Origin of the sequence: Bifidobacterium stellenboschense, assembly GCF_000741785.1 — a bacterium.
Lineage (GTDB): Bacteria > Actinomycetota > Actinomycetes > Actinomycetales > Bifidobacteriaceae > Bifidobacterium > Bifidobacterium stellenboschense.
This window is the reverse complement of sequence record NZ_JGZP01000003.1, coordinates 107925-127406: the sequence shown is the minus strand read 5'-3', so window position 1 is coordinate 127406 and position 19482 is coordinate 107925. Positions and strand designations below refer to the sequence as shown.

Annotated in this window: 21 protein-coding genes; 4 read left to right on the top strand and 17 right to left on the bottom strand. The window is 62.9% G+C overall.

Annotation, left to right across the window (positions count from 1 at the left end; translation table 11 throughout):
- Positions 1-27: 27 nt before the first annotated feature.
- Positions 28-3387: an ABC transporter permease gene (locus tag BSTEL_RS01345; RefSeq protein WP_051922736.1), complete on the bottom strand. Its 3360-nt coding sequence runs from the start codon at positions 3385-3387 to the stop codon at positions 28-30.
- 2 nt (positions 3388-3389) lie between these two features.
- Entirely contained in the window at positions 3390-4091 is a 702-nt protein-coding gene (locus BSTEL_RS01340; RefSeq protein ID WP_034526185.1) for an ABC transporter ATP-binding protein, read from the bottom strand.
- Positions 4092-4374: 283 nt separating this feature from the next.
- Here BSTEL_RS01340 and BSTEL_RS01335 point away from each other — a divergent pair, with 283 nt between their 5' ends.
- A complete protein-coding gene (locus BSTEL_RS01335; protein ID WP_034526184.1) occupies positions 4375-5004 on the top strand; it encodes a TetR/AcrR family transcriptional regulator in 630 nt (209 codons plus the stop codon).
- A gap of 33 nt (positions 5005-5037) precedes the next feature.
- Here BSTEL_RS01335 and BSTEL_RS01330 read toward each other — a convergent pair whose 3' ends face one another.
- Positions 5038-5826, bottom strand: a complete 789-nt coding sequence (locus tag BSTEL_RS01330; RefSeq protein WP_034526182.1) for an SDR family NAD(P)-dependent oxidoreductase — start codon at positions 5824-5826, stop codon at positions 5038-5040.
- Between the two features lie 52 nt (positions 5827-5878).
- Positions 5879-7165: an NADH:flavin oxidoreductase/NADH oxidase family protein gene (locus BSTEL_RS01325; protein ID WP_034526180.1), complete on the bottom strand. Its 1287-nt coding sequence runs from the start codon at positions 7163-7165 to the stop codon at positions 5879-5881.
- 99 nt (positions 7166-7264) lie between these two features.
- Between BSTEL_RS01325 and BSTEL_RS01320 the strand changes: the two genes are divergently transcribed.
- Positions 7265-7837 carry a TetR/AcrR family transcriptional regulator gene (locus BSTEL_RS01320; RefSeq protein ID WP_034526179.1) on the top strand — a complete coding sequence of 191 codons (573 nt, stop codon included), beginning with the start codon at positions 7265-7267 and terminating at the stop codon, positions 7835-7837.
- Between the two features lie 18 nt (positions 7838-7855).
- Here BSTEL_RS01320 and BSTEL_RS01315 read toward each other — a convergent pair whose 3' ends face one another.
- The 13 genes from BSTEL_RS01315 to BSTEL_RS11620 form a co-directional block, all read right to left on the bottom strand.
- Positions 7856-8518 carry an NUDIX hydrolase N-terminal domain-containing protein gene (locus BSTEL_RS01315; RefSeq protein WP_051922735.1) on the bottom strand — a complete coding sequence of 221 codons (663 nt, stop codon included), beginning with the start codon at positions 8516-8518 and terminating at the stop codon, positions 7856-7858.
- 105 nt (positions 8519-8623) lie between these two features.
- Positions 8624-10033, bottom strand: a complete 1410-nt coding sequence (locus BSTEL_RS01310) for a DHA2 family efflux MFS transporter permease subunit (protein WP_034526177.1) — start codon at positions 10031-10033, stop codon at positions 8624-8626.
- 32 nt (positions 10034-10065) lie between these two features.
- A complete protein-coding gene (gene hemW, locus BSTEL_RS01305; protein WP_034526175.1) occupies positions 10066-11484 on the bottom strand; it encodes a radical SAM family heme chaperone HemW in 1419 nt (472 codons plus the stop codon).
- A 150-nt stretch (positions 11485-11634) separates the two neighbouring features.
- Positions 11635-13515 carry a translation elongation factor 4 gene (gene lepA, locus BSTEL_RS01300; protein WP_034526173.1) on the bottom strand — a complete coding sequence of 627 codons (1881 nt, stop codon included), beginning with the start codon at positions 13513-13515 and terminating at the stop codon, positions 11635-11637.
- Between the two features lie 121 nt (positions 13516-13636).
- A complete protein-coding gene (gene rpsT, locus BSTEL_RS01295) occupies positions 13637-13897 on the bottom strand; it encodes a 30S ribosomal protein S20 (RefSeq protein ID WP_034526172.1) in 261 nt (86 codons plus the stop codon).
- 82 nt (positions 13898-13979) lie between these two features.
- Positions 13980-14744: a trimeric intracellular cation channel family protein gene (locus tag BSTEL_RS01290; RefSeq protein WP_051922734.1), complete on the bottom strand. Its 765-nt coding sequence runs from the start codon at positions 14742-14744 to the stop codon at positions 13980-13982.
- 208 nt (positions 14745-14952) lie between these two features.
- Complete coding sequence (locus BSTEL_RS01285; protein ID WP_034526169.1) at positions 14953-15192, bottom strand: DUF2442 domain-containing protein; 240 nt, start codon at positions 15190-15192, stop codon at positions 14953-14955.
- 239 nt (positions 15193-15431) lie between these two features.
- Positions 15432-15803 carry a type II toxin-antitoxin system PemK/MazF family toxin gene (locus tag BSTEL_RS01280; protein ID WP_156963110.1) on the bottom strand — a complete coding sequence of 124 codons (372 nt, stop codon included), beginning with the start codon at positions 15801-15803 and terminating at the stop codon, positions 15432-15434.
- Between the two features lie 619 nt (positions 15804-16422).
- Entirely contained in the window at positions 16423-16614 is a 192-nt protein-coding gene (locus BSTEL_RS11630) for a helix-turn-helix transcriptional regulator (RefSeq protein WP_084686024.1), read from the bottom strand.
- Positions 16615-16709: 95 nt separating this feature from the next.
- Positions 16710-16910: a helix-turn-helix transcriptional regulator gene (locus BSTEL_RS12965; protein WP_034526163.1), complete on the bottom strand. Its 201-nt coding sequence runs from the start codon at positions 16908-16910 to the stop codon at positions 16710-16712.
- Positions 16911-17109: 199 nt separating this feature from the next.
- Entirely contained in the window at positions 17110-17496 is a 387-nt protein-coding gene (locus tag BSTEL_RS01265; RefSeq protein WP_034526161.1) for a type II toxin-antitoxin system mRNA interferase toxin, RelE/StbE family, read from the bottom strand.
- The gene (locus BSTEL_RS12010; protein ID WP_156963109.1) at positions 17489-17692 is read right to left on the bottom strand and encodes a hypothetical protein; all 204 of its coding nucleotides are present in this window, start codon (positions 17690-17692) and stop codon (positions 17489-17491) included. The genes BSTEL_RS01265 and BSTEL_RS12010 overlap by 8 nt, the downstream gene beginning before the upstream one ends.
- Positions 17693-17851: 159 nt before the next feature.
- Positions 17852-18067 carry a helix-turn-helix transcriptional regulator gene (locus BSTEL_RS11620; RefSeq protein ID WP_034526158.1) on the bottom strand — a complete coding sequence of 72 codons (216 nt, stop codon included), beginning with the start codon at positions 18065-18067 and terminating at the stop codon, positions 17852-17854.
- 714 nt (positions 18068-18781) lie between these two features.
- Between BSTEL_RS11620 and BSTEL_RS12645 the strand changes: the two genes are divergently transcribed.
- Both BSTEL_RS12645 and BSTEL_RS12640 read left to right on the top strand, forming a co-directional pair.
- On the top strand, positions 18782-18964 hold the full coding sequence (locus tag BSTEL_RS12645) for a hypothetical protein (protein ID WP_238567594.1): 183 nt from the start codon (positions 18782-18784) through the stop codon (positions 18962-18964).
- Positions 18965-18980: 16 nt separating this feature from the next.
- The gene (locus BSTEL_RS12640; RefSeq protein WP_238567595.1) at positions 18981-19298 is read left to right on the top strand and encodes a hypothetical protein; all 318 of its coding nucleotides are present in this window, start codon (positions 18981-18983) and stop codon (positions 19296-19298) included.
- Positions 19299-19482 lie beyond the last annotated feature (184 nt).

The window sequence follows — 19482 nt, the reverse complement described above, 5'->3', positions numbered from 1 at the left end:
GGACATAGGGGCGCACCGGCGCCGAGGCTACTCCACGGATTTGAGCGCGGCGAGCATGTCCACGTCCCTGAGCCTGCGGTAGACGACCATTCCGAGCGCGGCGAGCACCACGCCGACCACCACGACCGGCACGACGAACGCCGGCCACCCGAGCGCCGGGTCGAACATGACCTCGTCGGGAGGCACTTCGGTGATGATGTACCGGTGGAGTCCCACGCCGATCCCGTATCCGGCGAGGATGCCGATAGCGGAGAGCACGATGGTCTCCCTGTAGATGTACATGGTCGTCTCGTTCGAATGGAACCCGAGCACCTTGACGGTGGACAGTTCGCGGATACGTTCGGACACGTTGAGGTTGGTGAGGTTGTAGAGGATCACCACGGCGAGGAGCGCGGCCACGAGGATCAGCACCTCCATGATCTGGTCGAGCGAGTCGACGATCGTGGCGACCTGGTTCTTCGCGGTGATGTTCTGCACCACTCCCCTGACGCCGTCGTTTCTCATGAACGAGGCGCCCACGCGCCCGGCGTTCGCGGTGCTCGGATCCTTGAGCCGGACCATGTACGCGTTCGCCCGCCAATCCTCGCCGAACACGTGCTCGTAGCCGCCGGACGACATGAACATGAAGTGCCCGATGTACATCTCGGTCACGCCGGCCACGCGCACCGTGCGCCGTGCTCCTTCCGCGTCGGTGACGGTCACCGTGTCGCCCTCCTTCACGCCAAGCATCGAGGCCATGCGTTCGGAGACGACGGCACCCCGGTCGGTGAGCACCTGCGGCTCGTGGCCAGCGCGGGAGCGCAACGTCAGGTACCGGCCGAAGCTGTACGCGTCGTCGGTGGCGATCATCGTGACGTCCTGTTTGTCGCCCTGCCTGCCGCCGGTCGTCGTGACCTCCTCGTAGCGGATCGGCGTGGAGGAGGCGACGGCGTCGCGCTGCATCATCCGTTTCACGGATGCGCGCTGCTCGTCGTTGTTGTCGCTTTTCTCGGCGACGATGAGGTCGTAGTGGACGATCTCGTCGAACTGGCGTTCGCTGATCTGCCCGATCGATCCCTGCACGCCGAGGCCGGCGGTGAGCAGGGAGACCGCGCCGGCCACGCCGAGAATCGTCATGAACCCGCGGGACTTGTAGCGGAACAGGTTGCGCGCGGTCACCTTGCGGGTGAAGCTCAGCCGGTTCCACAATGGCGTGAACCGTTCGAGCAGGATCTTCGAGCCCTTGGCGGGAGGCTTGGGCAGGAGCAGCGCGGCAGGCTTCTCCCTCAGCTCGCGCATGGCGGCCAGTGCCGCGGGCACGACGGCGCTCGTCCATGCGAGCAGGAACGCGGCCACGGTGACGGCGGGGTGGAACGCCAATGCGATGCGCGGCATCGTGAACCCGTCGGAGTAGGCGTGGTCGACGATGAGCGGCAGCAGCGTGTGTCCGGCGATGACGCCGACGATCGTGCCCAGCGTGGAGGCGAGGAACCCGTAGCAGGTGAACTTCCTGAGGATGTCCGCGTTCCCGTAGCCGAGCGCTTTGAGCGTGCCGGAGTTGACGCGTTCCTCGTCGACCATGCGGCCCATCGTGGTGAAGGTGACGAGCGCGGCCACGAGGTAGAGGAACACGGGGAAGATCACTGCGAGCTTCTCCACGATGTTCGCGATGATCTCGTACACGCGGTATCCGTTCGAGGTCAGGCCTTCGCGTCGCCCGTCGATCGAGTAGGCAGGCACTTCGAGCGTGTCCACCTTCTCGCGGGCGAGCGCGATGTCGTGTTCGGCCTTCTCGATCTTCTTCTCGGCCGCGGGTTTGGCGGCGTTGAATTCGGCAAGTTTCGCGTCGTACTCGTCCTGCGCCTTCTCGATCCGCCGTTGTCCTTCGACGAGCTGGGAGACACCGGACCCCGCCCCCGTCCCGTCGGAGCCGCTACCAGCCAACGTGGAGACGGCCGTGCCGAGTTCGCTTTGCTTGGCGGCGAGCTGGCCGCGCGCGTCCGCGATGGCGTCGGCGTTGTCCTGATAGTCCTGCGAGCCTTGTTCGAGCCGTGATGCCGCGTCGTTCCATTGCGTGAGCGCATCATTGTATGCGGCGAGTTTCGTGTTGTATTGCGCGACGGCGTCGTTGTATGCGTCGAGCGCCTTGTCATACTGCGCCTTGGCGCTGTCGTACGCGCCGCCGGTCAGGCCGCTCGACTCCCATTGCGCGAGCAGCGCGCCTATCTTGTCGAGCATGGTCTTGGCGGCGTCAAGCTGCGTGCGCGCCTGGTCGAGTTGGCTTTTCGCCTGGACCAGCCCGGTCCAGGACTCGTCGAGCTTGTCTTGGCCTTGGCCGAGCTGCTGCGCGCCGGCGGCGAGCGCGGTCTGCGCGGCGTCGAGCTGGGAGTCGGCGGAGGCGATCTGGGCGGTCGCGCCGGCGAGTTCGGCCACAGCGGAGGACGCCTGGTCGGCGGCTTGGATGGTGCCGTCGGCGAGTTGGTCCTTGCCGTTCTCGATCTGGGTTTTCGCGTCGTCGAGTTGCTGCTGCGTGTCGGCGAGCTGTTGCTTGGCGTCGTCGACCTTGCGTTGCGCCTTGTCGATCTGCGCGCGCCGGTTTTCGCGGATGGAGGCGGCGCGCGCGTCGGGCTGGTTGGCGAGCCGCTTGGCCAGTGCGGTCTTGTGCGTGTTCACCCGGTCGCGGTAGTCGGCGGTCCAGTAGTCGACGCCGCGGGTGTCTCGGAAGGTGACACGGCCGATCATCGTCACGTCGGAGTCGAATGCGGTTTTGGTGACGACCGCGTAGCCGTCGAGTTCGCCGGTTCCGGCGGTGGATTGGCCCATGTTGAGGTTGGAGACGGTGTCGCTGGCGTCGACGAATCCGACGACGGTGAAGCTGTCGCGCCTGAGTACGGTGTCGCCGGCGATGTCGGGGTGTTCCGTGAGCCTGATGGTGCTGCCGACCGCGTATGCGTCGCGTTCCGCCCGGTCGAGCGCGATCTCGTCCGCGTGTTCAGGCAGGCGGCCTTCGACCACCTCGTAGGTGGAGACCTTGTCGGGTTTCGAAGTGACGCGCAGGCTGTGGTCGGAGCCTCGGATGACGACGTCTTTGAAGTAGCCGAATTCGGCTTGTGCGACGCCGTCGGTCGCGCGGATGATCCTCTCGTCGTCGCGGCTCAGTCCGTAGTCGCTGACGACGGTGACGTCGGCGAGGGTGTGGCGGTCATAGAAGTCGGCGCCGGTGATGCGCATGTCGGGTCCGGTGACGAACAGTCCGACAAGCGCGAACGAGCCGAGGGCCATGAGGCTCACGATGGAGAGGAACCGGCCTTTGGATCTGCGCAGGGTGATGCGGATGTCCCTCCACAGCATCCGTTTGCGCGGATGCGTCGCGCGGCCCTTGCGGTGTGTGCGGGAAAGGGTTGCCATGCTCACCACTCCAGATCCTCGATGTCCATCGGATGCGCGTTGGTCTCGATGGATTTGACGCGGGCGTCGTGCATGTGGATGACGCGGTCGGCGATCGGCGCGATGGCCGAGTTGTGGGTGACGATGACGACGGTGGCGCCTTTCTCGCGGCTCTGGTCCTGCAGGATCCTCAGGACCTGTTTGCCGGTGTTGTAGTCGAGCGCGCCGGTCGGTTCGTCGCACAGCAGGATCTTCGGGTTCTTGGCGACGGCGCGGGCGATGGCGACGCGCTGCTGTTCGCCGCCGGAGAGCTGCGCCGGGAAGTTGTCGATGCGGTGTTCGAGGCCGACGTCGACGAGCGCCTGCACCGGGTCCTGCGCGTCACGCACGATCTCGGATGCGAGTTCCACGTTCTCGCGCGCGGTGAGGTTGGCGACGAGGTTGTAGAACTGGAACACGAAGCCGATGTCGTAGCGGCGATAGTCGGTGAGCTGGTGCGCGGTGTAGTTCGAGATGTCCTTGCCGTCGATGATCACCTGGCCTTCTGAGTTGGTGTCCATGCCGCCGAGGATGTTGAGCACCGTCGATTTGCCGGCGCCGGACGCGCCGAGGATGATGGCGAGCTCGCCTTTCTCGATGCCGAAGCTCACGTCGTTGTTGGCCGTGATCGTGGTGTCTCCCATGTGGTACCGCTTGAAGCTGTGCACCATCTCGATGTATGCCATGGCGGGTCTTCCTTTCCCTGTGTTTCCTCAGCCCCCCTTGTCAGGGGAGCTGTCGGCGAAGCCGACTGAGGGGTAGCCGCAGGCCGCCGCCCGCGAACCATGAATGAACAACGTGTTGATTGTGTTGCCACGATGGTAGGGACGCACGGGAAGGGCGGTCAATGAACTGTTTCCGTGATTCTGTTCAGATTGGACACATCTGCGGAAATTGGTGATTCACCACCCTATATCGACAACATGTTGATAGAATCGTTTATCAGGTTCGACGAGGACGGGAGGGGTCATGGCAGGCAAGCGCCACACGAAGACGGAAGCGAAGATCAAGGCGGCGTTCACCACGCTCGTGCAGTCGAAGGGATTCGACGCGATGACGGTGAGCGACATCGCCCGCACGGCCGGCATCAACCGCGGCACGTTCTACATGCACTATCTCGACAAGTTCGACCTGCGCCAACAGCTCATCGACGACACGATCGCCGACCTGACGGCCATCCTCGTCGACGACACGATCGCCGACGGCGCGGACGCCGACACACGCACCGTGTCGCATACCGCCGGCAGGGCGATCTGCGACGCGTTCCGAACGGAATCAATCTCCGCCGCGTTGCGCTACGTGCGCGACGACTACGCGTTCTTCAACGCGATCTCCCGCTCCGGCAACGACATGCAGCTCTACGACAAGCTGAAGAAGGTGTTGAAGCAGCTGATCGTCACGCAGGCGCAACGGCTCGGCGCCGACCCGCAGTCGGCCTACAACGGCATCCCGGCGGACTATGCGATGGAAATCCTCGTCTCCGCGGTCTCCTCGATCATCTGGCTGTGGATCCGCCGCGGGTGCCGGGAGACGCCGGAGGAGATCTGCCGCATCATCGAGATCAACAAAAGCACCGCCCCGATCGACATCCTGTGGTGAGACCGTGGCAAGGATACGGCGGAGCGGCGCGGATCAACGGGTGGATCCGCCACCGGCCCCACCCGTTTCGAAACTGTCGACGCGGACGGCGAGCGCGGAGGGTGCCAGTTTGGCGAACAGACGGTACAGCTTGTAGAACACCAACGGCGTGTACTCGGCGCAGCCGCGTTCCGCCTTCGCCAACACCTTCCCGGTCTCCCGATGCAGGTCGAGATACGGCAGACGGGCGAGTTTGCCGGAGGCGGCGCCGCGCACGTTCATTTCGGTATCCATGTTGCCGGGACTGAACAGCATCACGTTCACGCCGCGAGTACGCTCCTCCTCATGCAACGCGCGGGCGAGGAACCTGACATAGGCCTTGCTCGCGGCGTACACGGTCTGCCACGGAATCGGCGCGAAGGACGACACCGATCCGGTGATCACCTCGAAGCTTCCGTTGCGCATATACGGCAGGCAGATGCGGTTGATCATCGTCACGGCCGTCACGTTGAGGTCGATCATTGCACGGATGTCATCCGACCTCATCTCGCGCAGCAATCCTTCACGCTCGTAGCCGGCGTTGTTGATGAGCACGCGGATGTCCGGCCGCTCATCCTTCAACAGTCCGATCAGCCGCTCATGGGCATCCGTCTTGGTCAGATCCAGCGGAACGACCCGGATGCGCGTCTTCGGGTTGCAGTACCGCTCGGCGAGCACACGTAGCCGTTGCTCACGTCTGGCGATGATCCAGATCTCATCGAGGTTCCGATATCGCGCGACGATCGCTTCAATAAACGCCTTCCCAAGACCCGATGATGCACCGGTGACAACGGCAATATCCATTCGATGACTCCTCTGCGCTCTATTTGCGGACTATTTGAACGTTAATAGCGACTCACTGCCGCCCTTTGCGTCGGCGCGGGGCGAGGGAGGCGGGACCATGCCGCCTCATGGCGAACATGAGCGCCCTGAGACCGCCGATGCGCAGGTCGGGGCGCTCGCCCCGCGCGATGCGGTTCATCTGCAGTTCGAACCAGCTGATGACGAGGATGCCGACGAACGCCTTGTCGAGCGGCTTGATGCCGGTCGTCACGCGCGGCAGCTCGACGGAGCCGTCCCACCGGTCGCGGATGATGCGGTTCGGCAGGTCGGGCACAAGCGCCAGGGGGCGGGCGATGCCGATCATCTGCGTGATGCCTTCATCCAACGCGCGTTCCATGTCGGCGGCGTTGCGGAATCCGCCGGTCAAGGCGACCGGCACGGTCAGTTCGCCTTTGACGCGGCGTGCGAAATCGGTGAAGTAGACGCCGCGGCGACGGTCTTCGGCCGCGCCGCCGTTGGTCCGGATGACCGGCTTCGCGTAGGTGCCGCCGGAGACATCGATGAGGTCGACGCCGCGGGCTTCGAGCCGCTTCATGACCCAGATGGACTCCTCTTCGCCGAAGCCGCCCGGTACGCCGTCCTGCGCATTGAGCTTGACCGCCACGGGGAAATCGGAGCCCACCGCCTCGCGCACCGCATCGAACACGTCGAACAGGAACCGGGCGCGGTTTTCGAGGCTGCCGCCGTATTCGTCGGCGCGCCGGTTGTCGAGCGGTGAGAGGAACTGGTTGATGAGGTAGCCGTGCGCCGCGTGGATCTCCACGCCGGTGAATCCCGCCTTCTTCGCGATGCGCGCCGTGGCGGCGAACCGGCGGATGATGTCGCGGATCCGTTCGTGGGTGAGTTCCGTCGGTTCTGCGAAGAACCTGCCGTATTCGCCGTCGACTCCGCCGGTGCTCGGCGCGAGCGGATGCGGGTTGATGGTGATGGGCGATTGGCGGCCGGGGTGGTTGATCTGCATCCAGCAGTGCGCGCCATGCTCGGTGCCGGCGGCGGCCCATCGGCGCAGCATGTTCAGGTCGCGTTCGTCCTCGACTGCCACGTTGCCGGGTTCGCCGAGCTGGGTGCGATCGACCATCACGTTGCCGGTGACGAGCACTCCGGCCCCTCCCCTCGCCCACGTGCGGTAGAGGCGCACGTGTTCCTCGGTGGGCGCGCAGTCGCGGCCGGCGAGCGCCTCGTTCATCGCGGATTTGTAGAACCGGTTCTTCACTCTCACGCCGCAGGGCAGGGTCAACGGTTCGGCGATCGGCGTCATGGCCGTCGTCTTGGCGCCGGCAGCGATCGTGTCATTTATCATGATTCCAACTTTCCACACGTCCATGTTTTTACAGTTGTCTAAATTACCATATAGTTTGACAACTGCAAAATCGTGGACGATGGGCTATGCTGGACGATCATGAAGAAGGATCTCAACGCCAAACTCACGCGCGGCACGCAGCGCACGCTCGACGCGTTCTTCGACGCGATGACCGCCCTGCTCGCCGAGAAGCCGTTCACCGGAATCAGCGTCAACGCGCTGTGCGAACGGGCCGGCTATCCGCGCGCCACGTTCTACAACTATTTCGAGGACCGCGACGACCTGCTCGACTACTGCTGGACGGCGTTGTCCGATCAGGCGAATCTCTCCGATCTCGCGTCATCGGAACCGGAACATCGCGTGGACACGGCGCTCGACGCGATGGCCGACCTGCTGGAAGCCAACGCCGGACTGCTACAGGCGGTGCTGGAGCACAATCCGCCCGAAGGCCCCCTGTTCTCCAGCCTGCACGTGTTCATCGAGCGGAAGGCGCGTGAGCTCATGAGCACCTGCATCGACCGCGACCGATCCGACCTGCCGGCCGATCTGATCGCCGACCATTACGCGAACACGATGATGCTCGTCCTCGACTGGGCGTATCTGCGCGGGCATACGCTCACCCGCGAGCAGCTGCACGTCTACGCGCACACCCTGCTGGGCGGCGTGGAATAGCGGATTCCGGCGCACCGGTCACTCGAACAGCGTCGTCCAATCGGGATCGCGGTGGGCGGTAAAGCACATGGCGATCTGTTCCACGGTGTTCCTTGTCGTGGAGAGCTGGGGCAACCGGTCCTCGGCGAAGTAGCCGGTTTCCGTCGTCTCGATGTTCGGCACGAATCGCCCGCCGACACATGTGCACTGCGCGAAGAACTTGATCACCCCGTACGGGAAGGACAGGCCGTTGTGGTTGGCGCAATCCTGCACCGCGATGAGCCGGTCGGCGGTCACGTCGAGCCCGGTCTCCTCCTTGACCTCCTTGATCGTGTTGGACCGTACGGACTGGTCCACATCGACCCAGCCGCCGGGAAGCGACCATCCCCCATCGTTCTCATGCGTGAGCAGGATACAGCCGTCCTCATTGAAAATCACCGCCCGGGTGTCGAGCTTCGGCGTCGGGTATCCGGCGTTGATCAGTCCGCGTATATGCGCGGCAGGCATATCGGTCTGCATGGCGAGCATGTCGACCGCGATGGCGCGGATGCGCTCGTACCGTTCAAGGTCAAACGGGCTCTCGCCATACATCAATCCGGCTTGGGCCAGAGCCTGCAATTCCTTGGACCAGTCCAGCAGCCTGTGGTCCGGTGATGCGGACGCCGATGCCGATGATGCAGATGCAGGTGATGGTCCGCTCATGATGTCGCCGCCATTCGTTTCGGGTTTACCTATGACCATTATCGTCTCAGACGCGTTTCGGTTCGACCATTGCGGCGTAATACCTATCACGGCAGATTCACGCCGTCAGTCGTTCCGCTCGCCGCGCAGGAACACGAGTGGGATGACGATCAGTGGGACGGCGCATGCGCCCATGGCCAGATACGTCAGGTTCAGGCCGTGCATGTCGGCCGCGGCCATGCCCATGCCGCCGGCATGCGCGGATGCCGCCAGCGCGGTCATCATCCCGACGAACACGGCCTGGCCGATCGCCCCGGCGATGGTGCGCAGTGCGGTGAGCAGCGCGTTCGCGTCGGCGAGACGCCCCTCGCCCGCCGCGCTCGTGCCCCAGGTGACCAACGGCATCATCAGACAGCCGATCGCCAGCGAGCGCGCCACGTTGATCGTGGCGGCCACCCAGATCGACGCGGACAACGGCAGCAGTCCCATGCACAGGTTGCTGGCGGTCAGGCAGACGCCGCCGACGAGGAACAGGCGCCTGACGCCGAACCGGTCGTAGAGGCGGCCGGCCATCGGGCTGATCACGGCCATGGCGAGCGAGCCGGGCAGGCTCACTAGTCCGGCCATCGACGCGGAACCGCCTTTGATGGTCTGCACGTAGAGCGGCAGCATCACCGACGATCCCATCATCGCGAAGTACAGCAGCATGCTGCCGACCACGCTCAATGCGAATCCGCGACGGCGCAGGATGCGCACGTCGAGGAACGGGCGTTCGCGCTTCAGCTGCAGCATCACGAACCATACGGATGCCGCGACGCCGAGCGCCAACGGTGGCAGGACCGCCATGCTCGTGAACGGCATGGAGCCGATGTTGCCGACACCGAGCGTCACGCCGCCGAACGCGACGATGCTCACCGCGAACGACATCATATCGAAGGAGCGTTTCATCGTCTTCAGCACATTGCCGAACACGAAGCACGCCGCGACCAGCGACACCACCATCACGCCGACCACCAGATAGAAGATCGATCGCCAACCGAACGCGTCGACCATCAGACCGGACAGCGTGGGTGCGATCACCGGCGTGACGCCGACGGCGAGCCCGTACCAGCCCATGACCGTGCCGCGATTGTCCGGGTAGATGGTCATGAGCACGACCTGCGCCATCGACATGAGCAGTCCGTTGCCGCACGCCTGCACGATGCGGCCGGCCATGATGACGGCGAACGGCACCGGTGCCACGCAGATCAGCGAGCCGACGATGAACAGCACGGAGCCGACGAGATACAGCGGTTTGGTCGGGAACCGCGTGATGAGGAACGCGGTCAGCGGCATGACGATGCCCATGGCGAGCGAATAGCCGCTGGTGAGCCATTGGCCCGTCTGCATGGAGATGTCCAGATCGGCCACGATGGGAGGCAGGGCCGTGGTGAGCGCCGTGGCCATGATGGTCGTGGCGATGCACGAGAGCAATATGTTGACGAAGATGAGCGCGCGACGGCGGTCGCTTAACGAGGTAGGTTCAAGATAGGGCATGGTGTTGCTTCGTACGGTTTCGTTTCTGGGGTTCATACGCCGGCGAGGTCGAAGACGCGTTCGATGACCGCGTCGTTGAGGAGGCGGCCCCTGCGCGTGGGGACGACGCGGACGCGGCCTTCGCTATCGGTCTCGATGACGATGAGGCCTTCCTCGGCCAACGGCCGCAGTTGCGAGGCGTCGATGGGACGCAGGTGTGTGGAACCATCCGACTCGTGTGCGGCGGCGATGGCACGGTTGATGCGGGACAGGTCGAGGCCTTCGCGGATGCGCAGTCCGAGCATGATGAGCTCCTCGAGGTTCTCCCCCGCGGTGATCCCCTCGCTGCCGCCCCACGGGACATGGCTCTCGTTGATGGCGGTGGCCCACATGCGCGGATGGGCGATGTCCCATGCACGCAGGGCGTGTGTCGCGTCGGTTCCGGAAGGAGCCACCCCCAGTCCGACATCCGTCGGACAGCCCCCGCCAGCGGGGGCAAGGTCATGCCCGCTCGCGAAGGTCGTATCGGAGCCGCCGGTTTGGGCACGGTCATGGCCGCTCTCGGAAGTCGTATCGGAGCCGCCCCCGCTGGCGGGGGCTGTCACCGCAGGTGACTGGGGGTGGTCGGCCACGGCGTTGTAGTGCGAGTGCGCGCCGGGGCCGAGTCCGGCCCAGTCGACGTTGCGCCAGTAGCCGAGGTTATGCCGGCTCTCGTAGCCGGGTTTCGCCCAGTTGGATACCTCATACCATTCAAGTCCAGCAGCGGTTAACAATTCGTCGGCGATCTCGTATTTCGCGGCCTCGTCGTCGTCATCGGGCTTGGGCAGTGTGCCGGCGGCGATTTGACGTCCCATCTTGGTGGTCGGTTCGACGGTCAATGCATAGGCGGAGATGTGGTTGACGCCGAGATCGATGGCCGTACACACCGACGTGCGCCAATCATCGAGGCTCTCCCCCGGTGCGCCGTAGATGAGGTCGACGCTGGAACGCAAGCCGGCTTTGTCCGCCGCGTGTACACCAGCCGCCACGTTCGCCGGCGTGTGCGTACGGTCGAGGGTCTTCAGCACATGCGGCACGGCGGACTGCATGCCGAAGGAGATACGCGTGAAGCCGCCCTCGGCGAGACGGTTGATGTAATACTCGTTGACGGTGTCCGGATTAGCCTCGGTGGTGATTTCCGCGTCCGGCACGACGCCCCAGATGCGGCGGACGGCGTCCAGCATGGCCACGAGATCATCCGCGGAGAGGATGGTAGGTGTGCCGCCGCCGAAGAACACGGTGTCCGCCGGCGGCTCCTCGATACCGTGCGCGAGCTGCCATTCACGCGTCAGCTCCATCTCACGAATGACCATGTTCGCGTAGTTGCCGCGCGAGGCGCCCGCTCCGAGGTCGCGTGCGGTGTACGTGTTGAAATCACAGTACCCACAGCGGCGAAGGCAGAACGGCACGTGGATGTAGACTTCGTAGGTCATTCTGCAGAATTCTCCTCAAACTCAATCCTCGCCGCCCCGGCCCTGCAATTACGGACCTCTCTGCGCTCGGACTCAATGCTGCCTTCACTCGACTATCGTCTCGCTCAGGCCGAGCCTACGGACAGCCCACTGGGCTGTCCACTTAACGGCTCAGCCTTCGGTCTTCTGGGCGGCGCGGATCTTGTCCTTGGTGTCGCGGTCGTTCGCATCCTCGCCGGTGGACAGGGCGGCGATGAACGCCTCCTGCGGCACCTCGACGTGGCCGAGCATCTTCATGCGCTTCTTGCCGGCCTTCTGCTTCTCAAGGAGCTTGCGCTTACGCGTGATGTCGCCGCCGTAGCACTTGGCGAGCACGTCCTTCCTGAGCGCGCGGATGTTCTCGCGCGCGATGATGCGCGAACCGATCGCCGCCTGGATCGGGATCTCGAACTGTTGGCGCGGGATGAGTTCGCGCAGCTTCTTCGTCATCATCACGCCGTAGCTGTACGCCTTGTCGCGGTGCACGATGGCGCTGAACGCGTCCACCTTCTCGCCCTGGATGAGGATGTCCACCTTGACGAGGTCGGCCGACTGCTCGCCGTCCTCATGGTAGTCGAGCGAGGCGTAGCCCTTGGTGCGGGACTTCAGCTGGTCGAAGAAGTCGAACACGATCTCCGCCAGCGGGATGCGGTAGTGCATCTCCACGCGGTCGGTGGAGATGTACTCCATCGTGCCCATCTGGCCGCGATGGTCCTGGCACAGGTCCATGACCGCGCCGATGAACTCCTTCGGCGTGATGATGTCCGCCGCGACCATCGGCTCGACGATCTTCTTGATCTTGCCGTCCGGGAACTCGCTCGGATTGGTGACGTGATGCTCGCTGCCGTCCTCGCTGGTCACCTCGTAGGTGACGTTCGGCGCGGTCTGGATGAGGTCGAGCCCGAACTCGCGGCTGAGTCGCTCGGAGACGATCTCCATGTGCAGCAGACCGAGGAATCCGCAGCGGAATCCGAAGCCCAGGGCGACGGACGTCTCCGGCGTGTAGACGAGGGCGGCGTCGTTGAGCTTGAGCTTGTCGAGCGCCTCGCGCAGTTCGGGGAACTGGGCGTTGTCGATCGGGAACAGGCCGGAGTAGACCATCGGCTTCGGGTCGCGGTAGCCGGGCAGCGGCTCGGTGGCGGGGCGCACGGCGGAGGTCAGGGTGTCGCCGACCTTCGACTGGCTCACGTCCTTCGCGCCGGTGATGATGTAGCCGACCTCGCCGGCGCCGAGCGCCTTGGTGCGGGTCATGTCCGGGCTGATCACGCCGATCTCGATCGGATCGTGCGTCATGCCGATGCCCATCATGTGCACCTTCTCGCGGTCGTGCAGTTCACCGTCCTCCATGCGGATGTAGGTGACGATGCCGCGGTAGGAGTCATACACGGAGTCGAAGATCAGGGCGCGGGCCGGCGCCTCGGGGTCGCCTTCCGGAGCCGGCACCTCCATGACGATCTGGTCAAGCAGGTCGGCGACGCCCTCGCCGGTCTTGCCGGACACGCGCAGCACATCGCTCGGATCGCAGCCGATCAGGCCGGCGATCTCCTCGGCGTGCTTGTCTGGTTCGGCGCTCGGCAGATCGATTTTGTTGAGCACCGGGATGATGGTGAGATTATGGTCGATGGCCATGTACAGATTCGACAGCGTCTGCGCCTCGATGCCCTGCGTCGCGTCGACGAGCAGCACCGCGCCCTCGCATGCGGCCAGCGCGCGCGACACCTCGTAGGTGAAGTCCACGTGGCCGGGGGTGTCGATCATGCCCAGCGTGTATTCGGTGCCGTCGAACGTCCACGGCACGCGCACGGCCTGCGACTTGATGGTGATGCCGCGCTCCTGCTCGATGTCCATGCGGTCAAGGAAGCGGTCGCGCATCTCGCGTTCCGGCACGATGCCGCTCAGCTGCAGGATGCGGTCCGCCACGGTGGACTTGCCGTGATCGATGTGCGCGATGATGCAGAAGTTGCGGATCAACGACTGGTCGGTGGAACCGGGCTGGTTGTGCTGGGTGGCCACTGAGCATGCCTCCTAATCGACTGTAGTCAAACCTTCATTAGTGTACGCGAAATAAGAGACCCCGCAAACCGGTGGGCTTGCGGGGTTCCTCGACCATCCGCTCAACGGAGCGGAACCAGTCTCACAGGGCGTTGATCGCGACGGCGAGGCCGGACTTGCGGTTGGCGGCCTGGTTCTTGTGGATCACGCCGGCGCTGGCGGCCTTGTCGAGCTTGCGGGCGGCGACCTGGTAGGCGGCCTGGGCGGCGGCCTTGTCACCGGCGGCGATGGCCTCGCGGGTGGCGCGGACGGCGGTCTTCAGCGAAGACTTGACGGCCACGTTGCGCTTGTGCGCCTTCTCGTTGGTGATGACGCGCTTCTTCTGCGACTTGATGTTTGCCAATGTAACTCCAAACGACGTTTGCTATAAGGACATACGAGACGTAGATGATAGCATGCCGTGCGGATAACGCGACGCGCCTTCGTCAGGCGTCATCGTCCTCATCCCACCGCGCGTGCGGCTCACGGTCCGCGGCACCGGATTTCGGGGTGATGTCCGGGCGTCTGAGATAGTGCCTCTCCCCCGGAAGATACACATTGTGGCGTTCCACGGCACCCGGAAACTTGATGTTGTAGATCACGGAGGCGAGACGCATCCCGACGATAAGCACGATGATGAGCACGTCGAGCCCGATTTCCTGCTCCGCATCCAGCAGACCCGCCATGCGCCCCTTGCACACGAACACGGTGCACACGCATCCGATGGCGGAGGGCACCGCGTACCAGTGCTTGTCGCGGATGATCATCGGCACGTCGTTGAGGAGGATGTCGCGGGTGAGACCGCCGCCCAGCGCGGTCGCCATGCCGAGGAACCCGGCGGTCATGCCGGACGCGCCGAGGTACATGGCCTTCGCCGTGCCGTTGACCGCGAACAGGCCGAGCGCGAGCGCGTCGAGCGTGATCATCGACCATTTGAGTTTGTTGATCTCGGGATGGACGATCGCGATGGCGATGCCGGAGACGAGCGCGGCGACCACCGACCACCGATCGGTGATGCCGACGGGCGGTACTTCGAGCAGCACGTCACGCAGGATGCCGCCTCCCAACGCGGTGAGCCACGCGATCACGAGAATGGCGAACAGGTCGTACTGCTTGCGCACGGCCGCCAGCCCGCCGACCAGACCGCAGCAGAACACCGCGAGATACTCCACACCCATGAAGAACGCGTTGCTTTCCAGCGCCACCTGCATGGTCTTCCCCTCTCATACGAAATCCCCCGGAACAGATGGTTCCAGAAGATTGCGACCATCCTCCACGCACATCAATACACTAGCGGCGCCCCGGTTCAATGGGCTATCGTGTTCGAATGAACTTGACGACCGATAGCATCACGCATCATTTTCAGGTAAGCAATTCGGCGTATCGCGATTAGGCCACGGCACGCCGACAGAGGAACAATCAGAAGGCGACGGCCTCGTCTCGCACCGCCTCGGGCGCGACGTCGATACCGCCATCGCACCACACGATAGTGCCGTCCCCCGCTTTCGCGGTAGCGAACACACGAGGATCGTTCAACACCTCATACGCCGGATATTTCAGGTATTTCGACATATCCACCACGCCGGAAAACCCGTCCCGGAACCTGACAGCGACACGATGACCGGTCATAGGAACCGCGTCAGTGACGACAGCAACCATAAATCAATCCTTTCGCTTATGCTCAAGCGGCGGAATATCGACCGGCTGTGTACCCGGCTCGACATGTTCAACCCAATTCGCATCGAGTCCAGCACGCCGCAAAGCACCCACTTGTCGAAAGTTTAGTCGGCATGCTTGGAAACTCAGGGATGAGACTTTCCCATTCCTACGTGAGACATGCTGGAATAGCGAACGCTGCAATAGCCGAATACCGTTTGTTGGCACACGGTCAGGCGTGTTCAGTGGACACGCAGATGAATGAAGTCGGATTCATCCAGCTTGGACAACTCGCCGACAATCAGATTGATATCCGCGTTATCCAAATGCCCGTAATAGCCGACTATGTCACGATGGTCGAAACTCACCAGCTGGGCACATCTAGCCACACCGTCCGTCAGGTTCGCGGCCGAAGGCTCGACAAGCCACACGTCGTCCTTCTCATACTTCGCCTTAGAAGTAATCTTGACGCCCACATAACTAGGCCCGTCGCCAACAATCATAATGGCGACGGGCCTTTTCTTATGGCCGTCCAAACCCTCATATTCAACGTCGATCCTCACGACGTCATAACGTCGAATACGTTCTGGAAGTTCAGCGGTCCGCTTCTTCAATCCGCCCACCTCTTCGGCAGAACGAGCGCCCCGGACTCGGAACGCTTCGGATGACAGACGAAGCTATCCGGGATGTCCAAAACCGGCCCATCCTCGTCATATCCGACGATTCGGACACGCTCGGACGCGACCGCCGTCCGAGCGGACGACACAGACGGACGGGAACGCTTCAACATGACATTACGCGCCCGGCGACTTCGCACAAGTACACTATCCATTGCAGCTCCTTCCACCGTTTGACGGACCATTGCTAGCGTATCCCAATAGGGTTAAGACACGCTATGAGCCCCTTGCCCCCGCCATGAAGACGGTGAATAAGGGCGGCCACGATATAGGGCGCATGGCCGCGCCCAACCGTCAAGGAGAGGCCGAAGCCTGAAGCCCCGGCCGTTAACATGTCATTCGCCTATGTGGTGTTCCACCACCCCGTCAACCATCACGGACAGGTGCCCCCGTCCATGAACACGTCGATGTTGTGGGTAACACCGCAAGCGCACGCCACGGAGAATCCCGTGGCCGCGTGCAATTCACGCATATCCATGATATAGTTCTCCTTGTGTGTGGAACGGCCGCAAATCGTAAGACTTGCGGCCGTTCGGTTTATCTCGTACAAGAGAAGCTAATCGTCTATCAAATCGCGCATATCACAGTCAAGCGCGTCCGCTAGTTTCAGCAGTATTGCGCCGCTTAGTCCGTCGGCTCGCCGTTTGCCGCTTTCGACATTGGCGATAGATGAACGCGGAACGTCTGCTAATTTCGCTAACTCGGATTGTGTCAGTCCTTGCGCGACTCGAATATCCTTCAGCTTCATATGACTCACCTCGCAAAAACAGACACGTCTCAGTAGCTGAACACTGTTTGCTGGCACACAGTGGCACGCGGCCTAATCTTGCGGCCGCATTTCTTTTAGTCGGGGTACCCGTCCATCAAGTCGGACGGGTGACACCTGAGCGCACGGGATAGTTTCAGGGCGTTCTCCAGCGTCATGTTTCGGGCGTCACGACGCCCGGTTTCATAACTGCTGATGATTGTCCGCGCTATCCCGGTTTCGCGCGCTAGCTTGACTTGTGTCAGGCCGGCGCGTTTTCGCAGTTCCTTGAGTCCCAATGGTTCACCTCGCTTGTTGTTCGGCTACACCATTATGACACGTTAATGTATCACTCGCACGTACTGAAACACCGTCGGCGTTCCGGTTGTGCGATTCATCGTGTTCGATTGAACTTGATGATTGATAGCATAACGTATCATTTTGGGGTAAGCAAATCGGCGTGTCGTGATTAGGCCACGGCACGCCGACGGAAGACAGTCAGTCGAACAAGGCGGCTTCTATCTTACCGTCCGTCATATCGTGCGCGGCTTTTTCCGCCGCCTCACGCTCGGAATCGGGCCATGCATCGGAATCAAACCGACATGTATACAGCTCCCAATGAGTGCAGATACGAACAAGCAGAACACGCAAGCCAACCACGCGATAGACCAGCAGCACGTCGTCTTCCACGTGACATTCCATGTACCCGGTAAGGCAACCATTGCCATGCGTCAAACGGTGAGGCTCACATTCAGCCGGAACCCCACCGTATTCCGCAAGATGATTGTCGATCAGGTCAACAACGGAATCAAACAAGTACGCGCGGTAACGTCGCAACCGCTCCAAGTCCGCATAAAACCAGTCGGTGCCGGCGAACTCAAACACACGCCGCCGCCTTTTCCGCATCCACCTTATCCGCAACCGAACGAATCGACGCCATGAAATCAGCTTTCGACCGATACACGCGGATACCCGTAGGCAGTTCCGAACCAAGACTAGCCGCCTCGGACAATCTCGCCACCCGGCGAAGACGCGCCGCCGCAAAACGCCGTGCCCGCCGCTCCATAGTGATAGTCGCCATAACAACCACCTCCTAAAACTCGATGGTATCCAGCGTATCCCGTCTATCTTGGAACACGCTGTAGTCCCTTACCCCCGCCATAAAGACAGTGAGTGAGGGTAGCCACGATACAGGGCGCATGGCCGCGCCCATTGAAAGCACACGCCACCTGGACGATCGTTAATCACCTTGCGGCGACGGCGCGTCATCCAAGAGTTTGCGCGGATTAGACACACGCAACGCGTCACAAATCGCAAGCGCGTTATCAAGCGACACGCCGCCGATAGGGCGCTGTCCCGTCTCAATGGCCGCGATGCGTTGCCGCGTCACGCCGAGCCTGTCGGCTAACTGCTGTTGCGTCAATCCACGCTTCAGGCGTAGTTCTCTCAATCCCATGTTCCCACCTCGCTTATGTCAGGTGGGGTTCATTCTACCCAAGGGAGACGCCGGCGCGGAATGTTCCGCGCCGGTATCCCCGGCATGGTCAGATGGTCACATGGATGACCAGTGTTCCGTCACTGTAGACGGCCACCGTCACCACATGGGATCTACGGCAGACGCCGCACCATCTCACCACGCCACACGCTCGTAAAAGACGTGTTGTCATGGTAGTATCTCCCTTGAGTAACCGAGCGGCCGCAAGTCTTACGATTTGCGGCCGCTGTCTTTTACCCCACCGTGGTTACGGTGGGTTCAATTCCATCAATCGCGACGCGGGGTGTATCCCAGTCCGACAGGTACCCAAGGATGTCCCGAGTATCCCCGCCGCTATGCCATGCGTCACGTCATCGCGGGACAAGTCAACCGCTCATATGCCCACAAGGCTCACGTCACTAGCGGCACCAATTCCATGACGGATAGCCCGGTGCTCAATAACGCCACGGGCGCCGGTCATCGTGTCGCGTGGGACCGAGTCAGCGTCGTCAAGGTATTCGAATTGTTCGTGGAACACTAACGGTTGGAGACGCGGTTCTGCAATCCGAACCCCGTCAACGAGAAGGGCAGCGTGGAGAACGTGGTCGGGTTCCTGCGCCGCAACGTCATGGTGCCCCTGCTCAACGCGGAATCGCACGCCCAATTGCCCGGTACATGCCGGAGCGGTGCGACGCGATGGCCAAGAAAACCCATTACTGCAAGGGCGCGCCCATCCGGGACCTGTTCGCCGAGGAAAAGGCATGCATGCAGCCCCTGTCCCCCAAACCCTACGACGCGGTCAGATGGGAGGAGCGCAAGGCCGACAACGACGGGCGCGTGCGGATCGACGGCAACTACTATCTCGCCGGCCCCTCGTAGCGTGGCTGGCCCCTCGATGTCGGTCTGCGCGTTCGACGTGACCATCCGCACCCGGGACGGACGCACCTGCACCAGACTGCCCCGCGCGTACGGGGACTCGCCCGCCACGATCCTGCCCGCATTAAGCCGCAAGACCTGCGCATGGGACGATTCCACCATTCGTAATGATTTCCCCGACAAGCTCCGGCTCGCCATCGACCATATGGACGCCAAGACACGGCGGACCACGTTCCGTCTCATCGCCAAGGCCCACTTCAGCCTGACGTCTGACCCGCACCAGCAGGTGCACGGCGTGCTGGCCGACGGGAGTGTGCGTGAGCCGGCGCCGCCATGAGGAACGAACCCGGCCCATGGCCCCGCATTCCCGGCAATACCGGGCGGTCCCGCCCACCGGCTCGCAGCCGATCAGCCACACCCCGCCCGCGAGCCCGACGCCACGTGCCTTTGCGAGACGGGATTCAGACGCAGCCTGTCCAAGCCAAGCAGGACCCGGCCGTCGAACGCGCTGGACTCGTTAC

What these genes read in the sequence shown, in the direction of transcription:
- BSTEL_RS01345 (WP_051922736.1), bottom strand. Translation starts at nt 3,387, where the DNA reads ATGGCAACCCTTTCCCGCACACACCGCAAGGGCCGCGCGACGCATCCG.
- BSTEL_RS01340 (WP_034526185.1), bottom strand. Translation starts at nt 4,091, where the DNA reads ATGGCATACATCGAGATGGTGCACAGCTTCAAGCGGTACCACATGGGA.
- BSTEL_RS01335 (WP_034526184.1), top strand. Translation starts at nt 4,375, where the DNA reads ATGGCAGGCAAGCGCCACACGAAGACGGAAGCGAAGATCAAGGCGGCG.
- BSTEL_RS01330 (WP_034526182.1), bottom strand. Translation starts at nt 5,826, where the DNA reads ATGGATATTGCCGTTGTCACCGGTGCATCATCGGGTCTTGGGAAGGCG.
- BSTEL_RS01325 (WP_034526180.1), bottom strand. Translation starts at nt 7,165, where the DNA reads ATGATAAATGACACGATCGCTGCCGGCGCCAAGACGACGGCCATGACG.
- BSTEL_RS01320 (WP_034526179.1), top strand. Translation starts at nt 7,265, where the DNA reads ATGAAGAAGGATCTCAACGCCAAACTCACGCGCGGCACGCAGCGCACG.
- BSTEL_RS01315 (WP_051922735.1), bottom strand. Translation starts at nt 8,518, where the DNA reads ATGAGCGGACCATCACCTGCATCTGCATCATCGGCATCGGCGTCCGCA.
- BSTEL_RS01310 (WP_034526177.1), bottom strand. Translation starts at nt 10,033, where the DNA reads ATGCCCTATCTTGAACCTACCTCGTTAAGCGACCGCCGTCGCGCGCTC.
- hemW (WP_034526175.1), bottom strand. Translation starts at nt 11,484, where the DNA reads ATGACCTACGAAGTCTACATCCACGTGCCGTTCTGCCTTCGCCGCTGT.
- BSTEL_RS01290 (WP_051922734.1), bottom strand. Translation starts at nt 14,744, where the DNA reads ATGCAGGTGGCGCTGGAAAGCAACGCGTTCTTCATGGGTGTGGAGTAT.
- BSTEL_RS01285 (WP_034526169.1), bottom strand. Translation starts at nt 15,192, where the DNA reads ATGGTTGCTGTCGTCACTGACGCGGTTCCTATGACCGGTCATCGTGTC.
- BSTEL_RS11630 (WP_084686024.1), bottom strand. Translation starts at nt 16,614, where the DNA reads ATGAAGCTGAAGGATATTCGAGTCGCGCAAGGACTGACACAATCCGAG.
- BSTEL_RS12010 (WP_156963109.1), bottom strand. Translation starts at nt 17,692, where the DNA reads ATGGCGACTATCACTATGGAGCGGCGGGCACGGCGTTTTGCGGCGGCG.
- BSTEL_RS11620 (WP_034526158.1), bottom strand. Translation starts at nt 18,067, where the DNA reads ATGGGATTGAGAGAACTACGCCTGAAGCGTGGATTGACGCAACAGCAG.
- BSTEL_RS12645 (WP_238567594.1), top strand. Translation starts at nt 18,782, where the DNA reads ATGGCCAAGAAAACCCATTACTGCAAGGGCGCGCCCATCCGGGACCTG.
- BSTEL_RS12640 (WP_238567595.1), top strand. Translation starts at nt 18,981, where the DNA reads ATGTCGGTCTGCGCGTTCGACGTGACCATCCGCACCCGGGACGGACGC.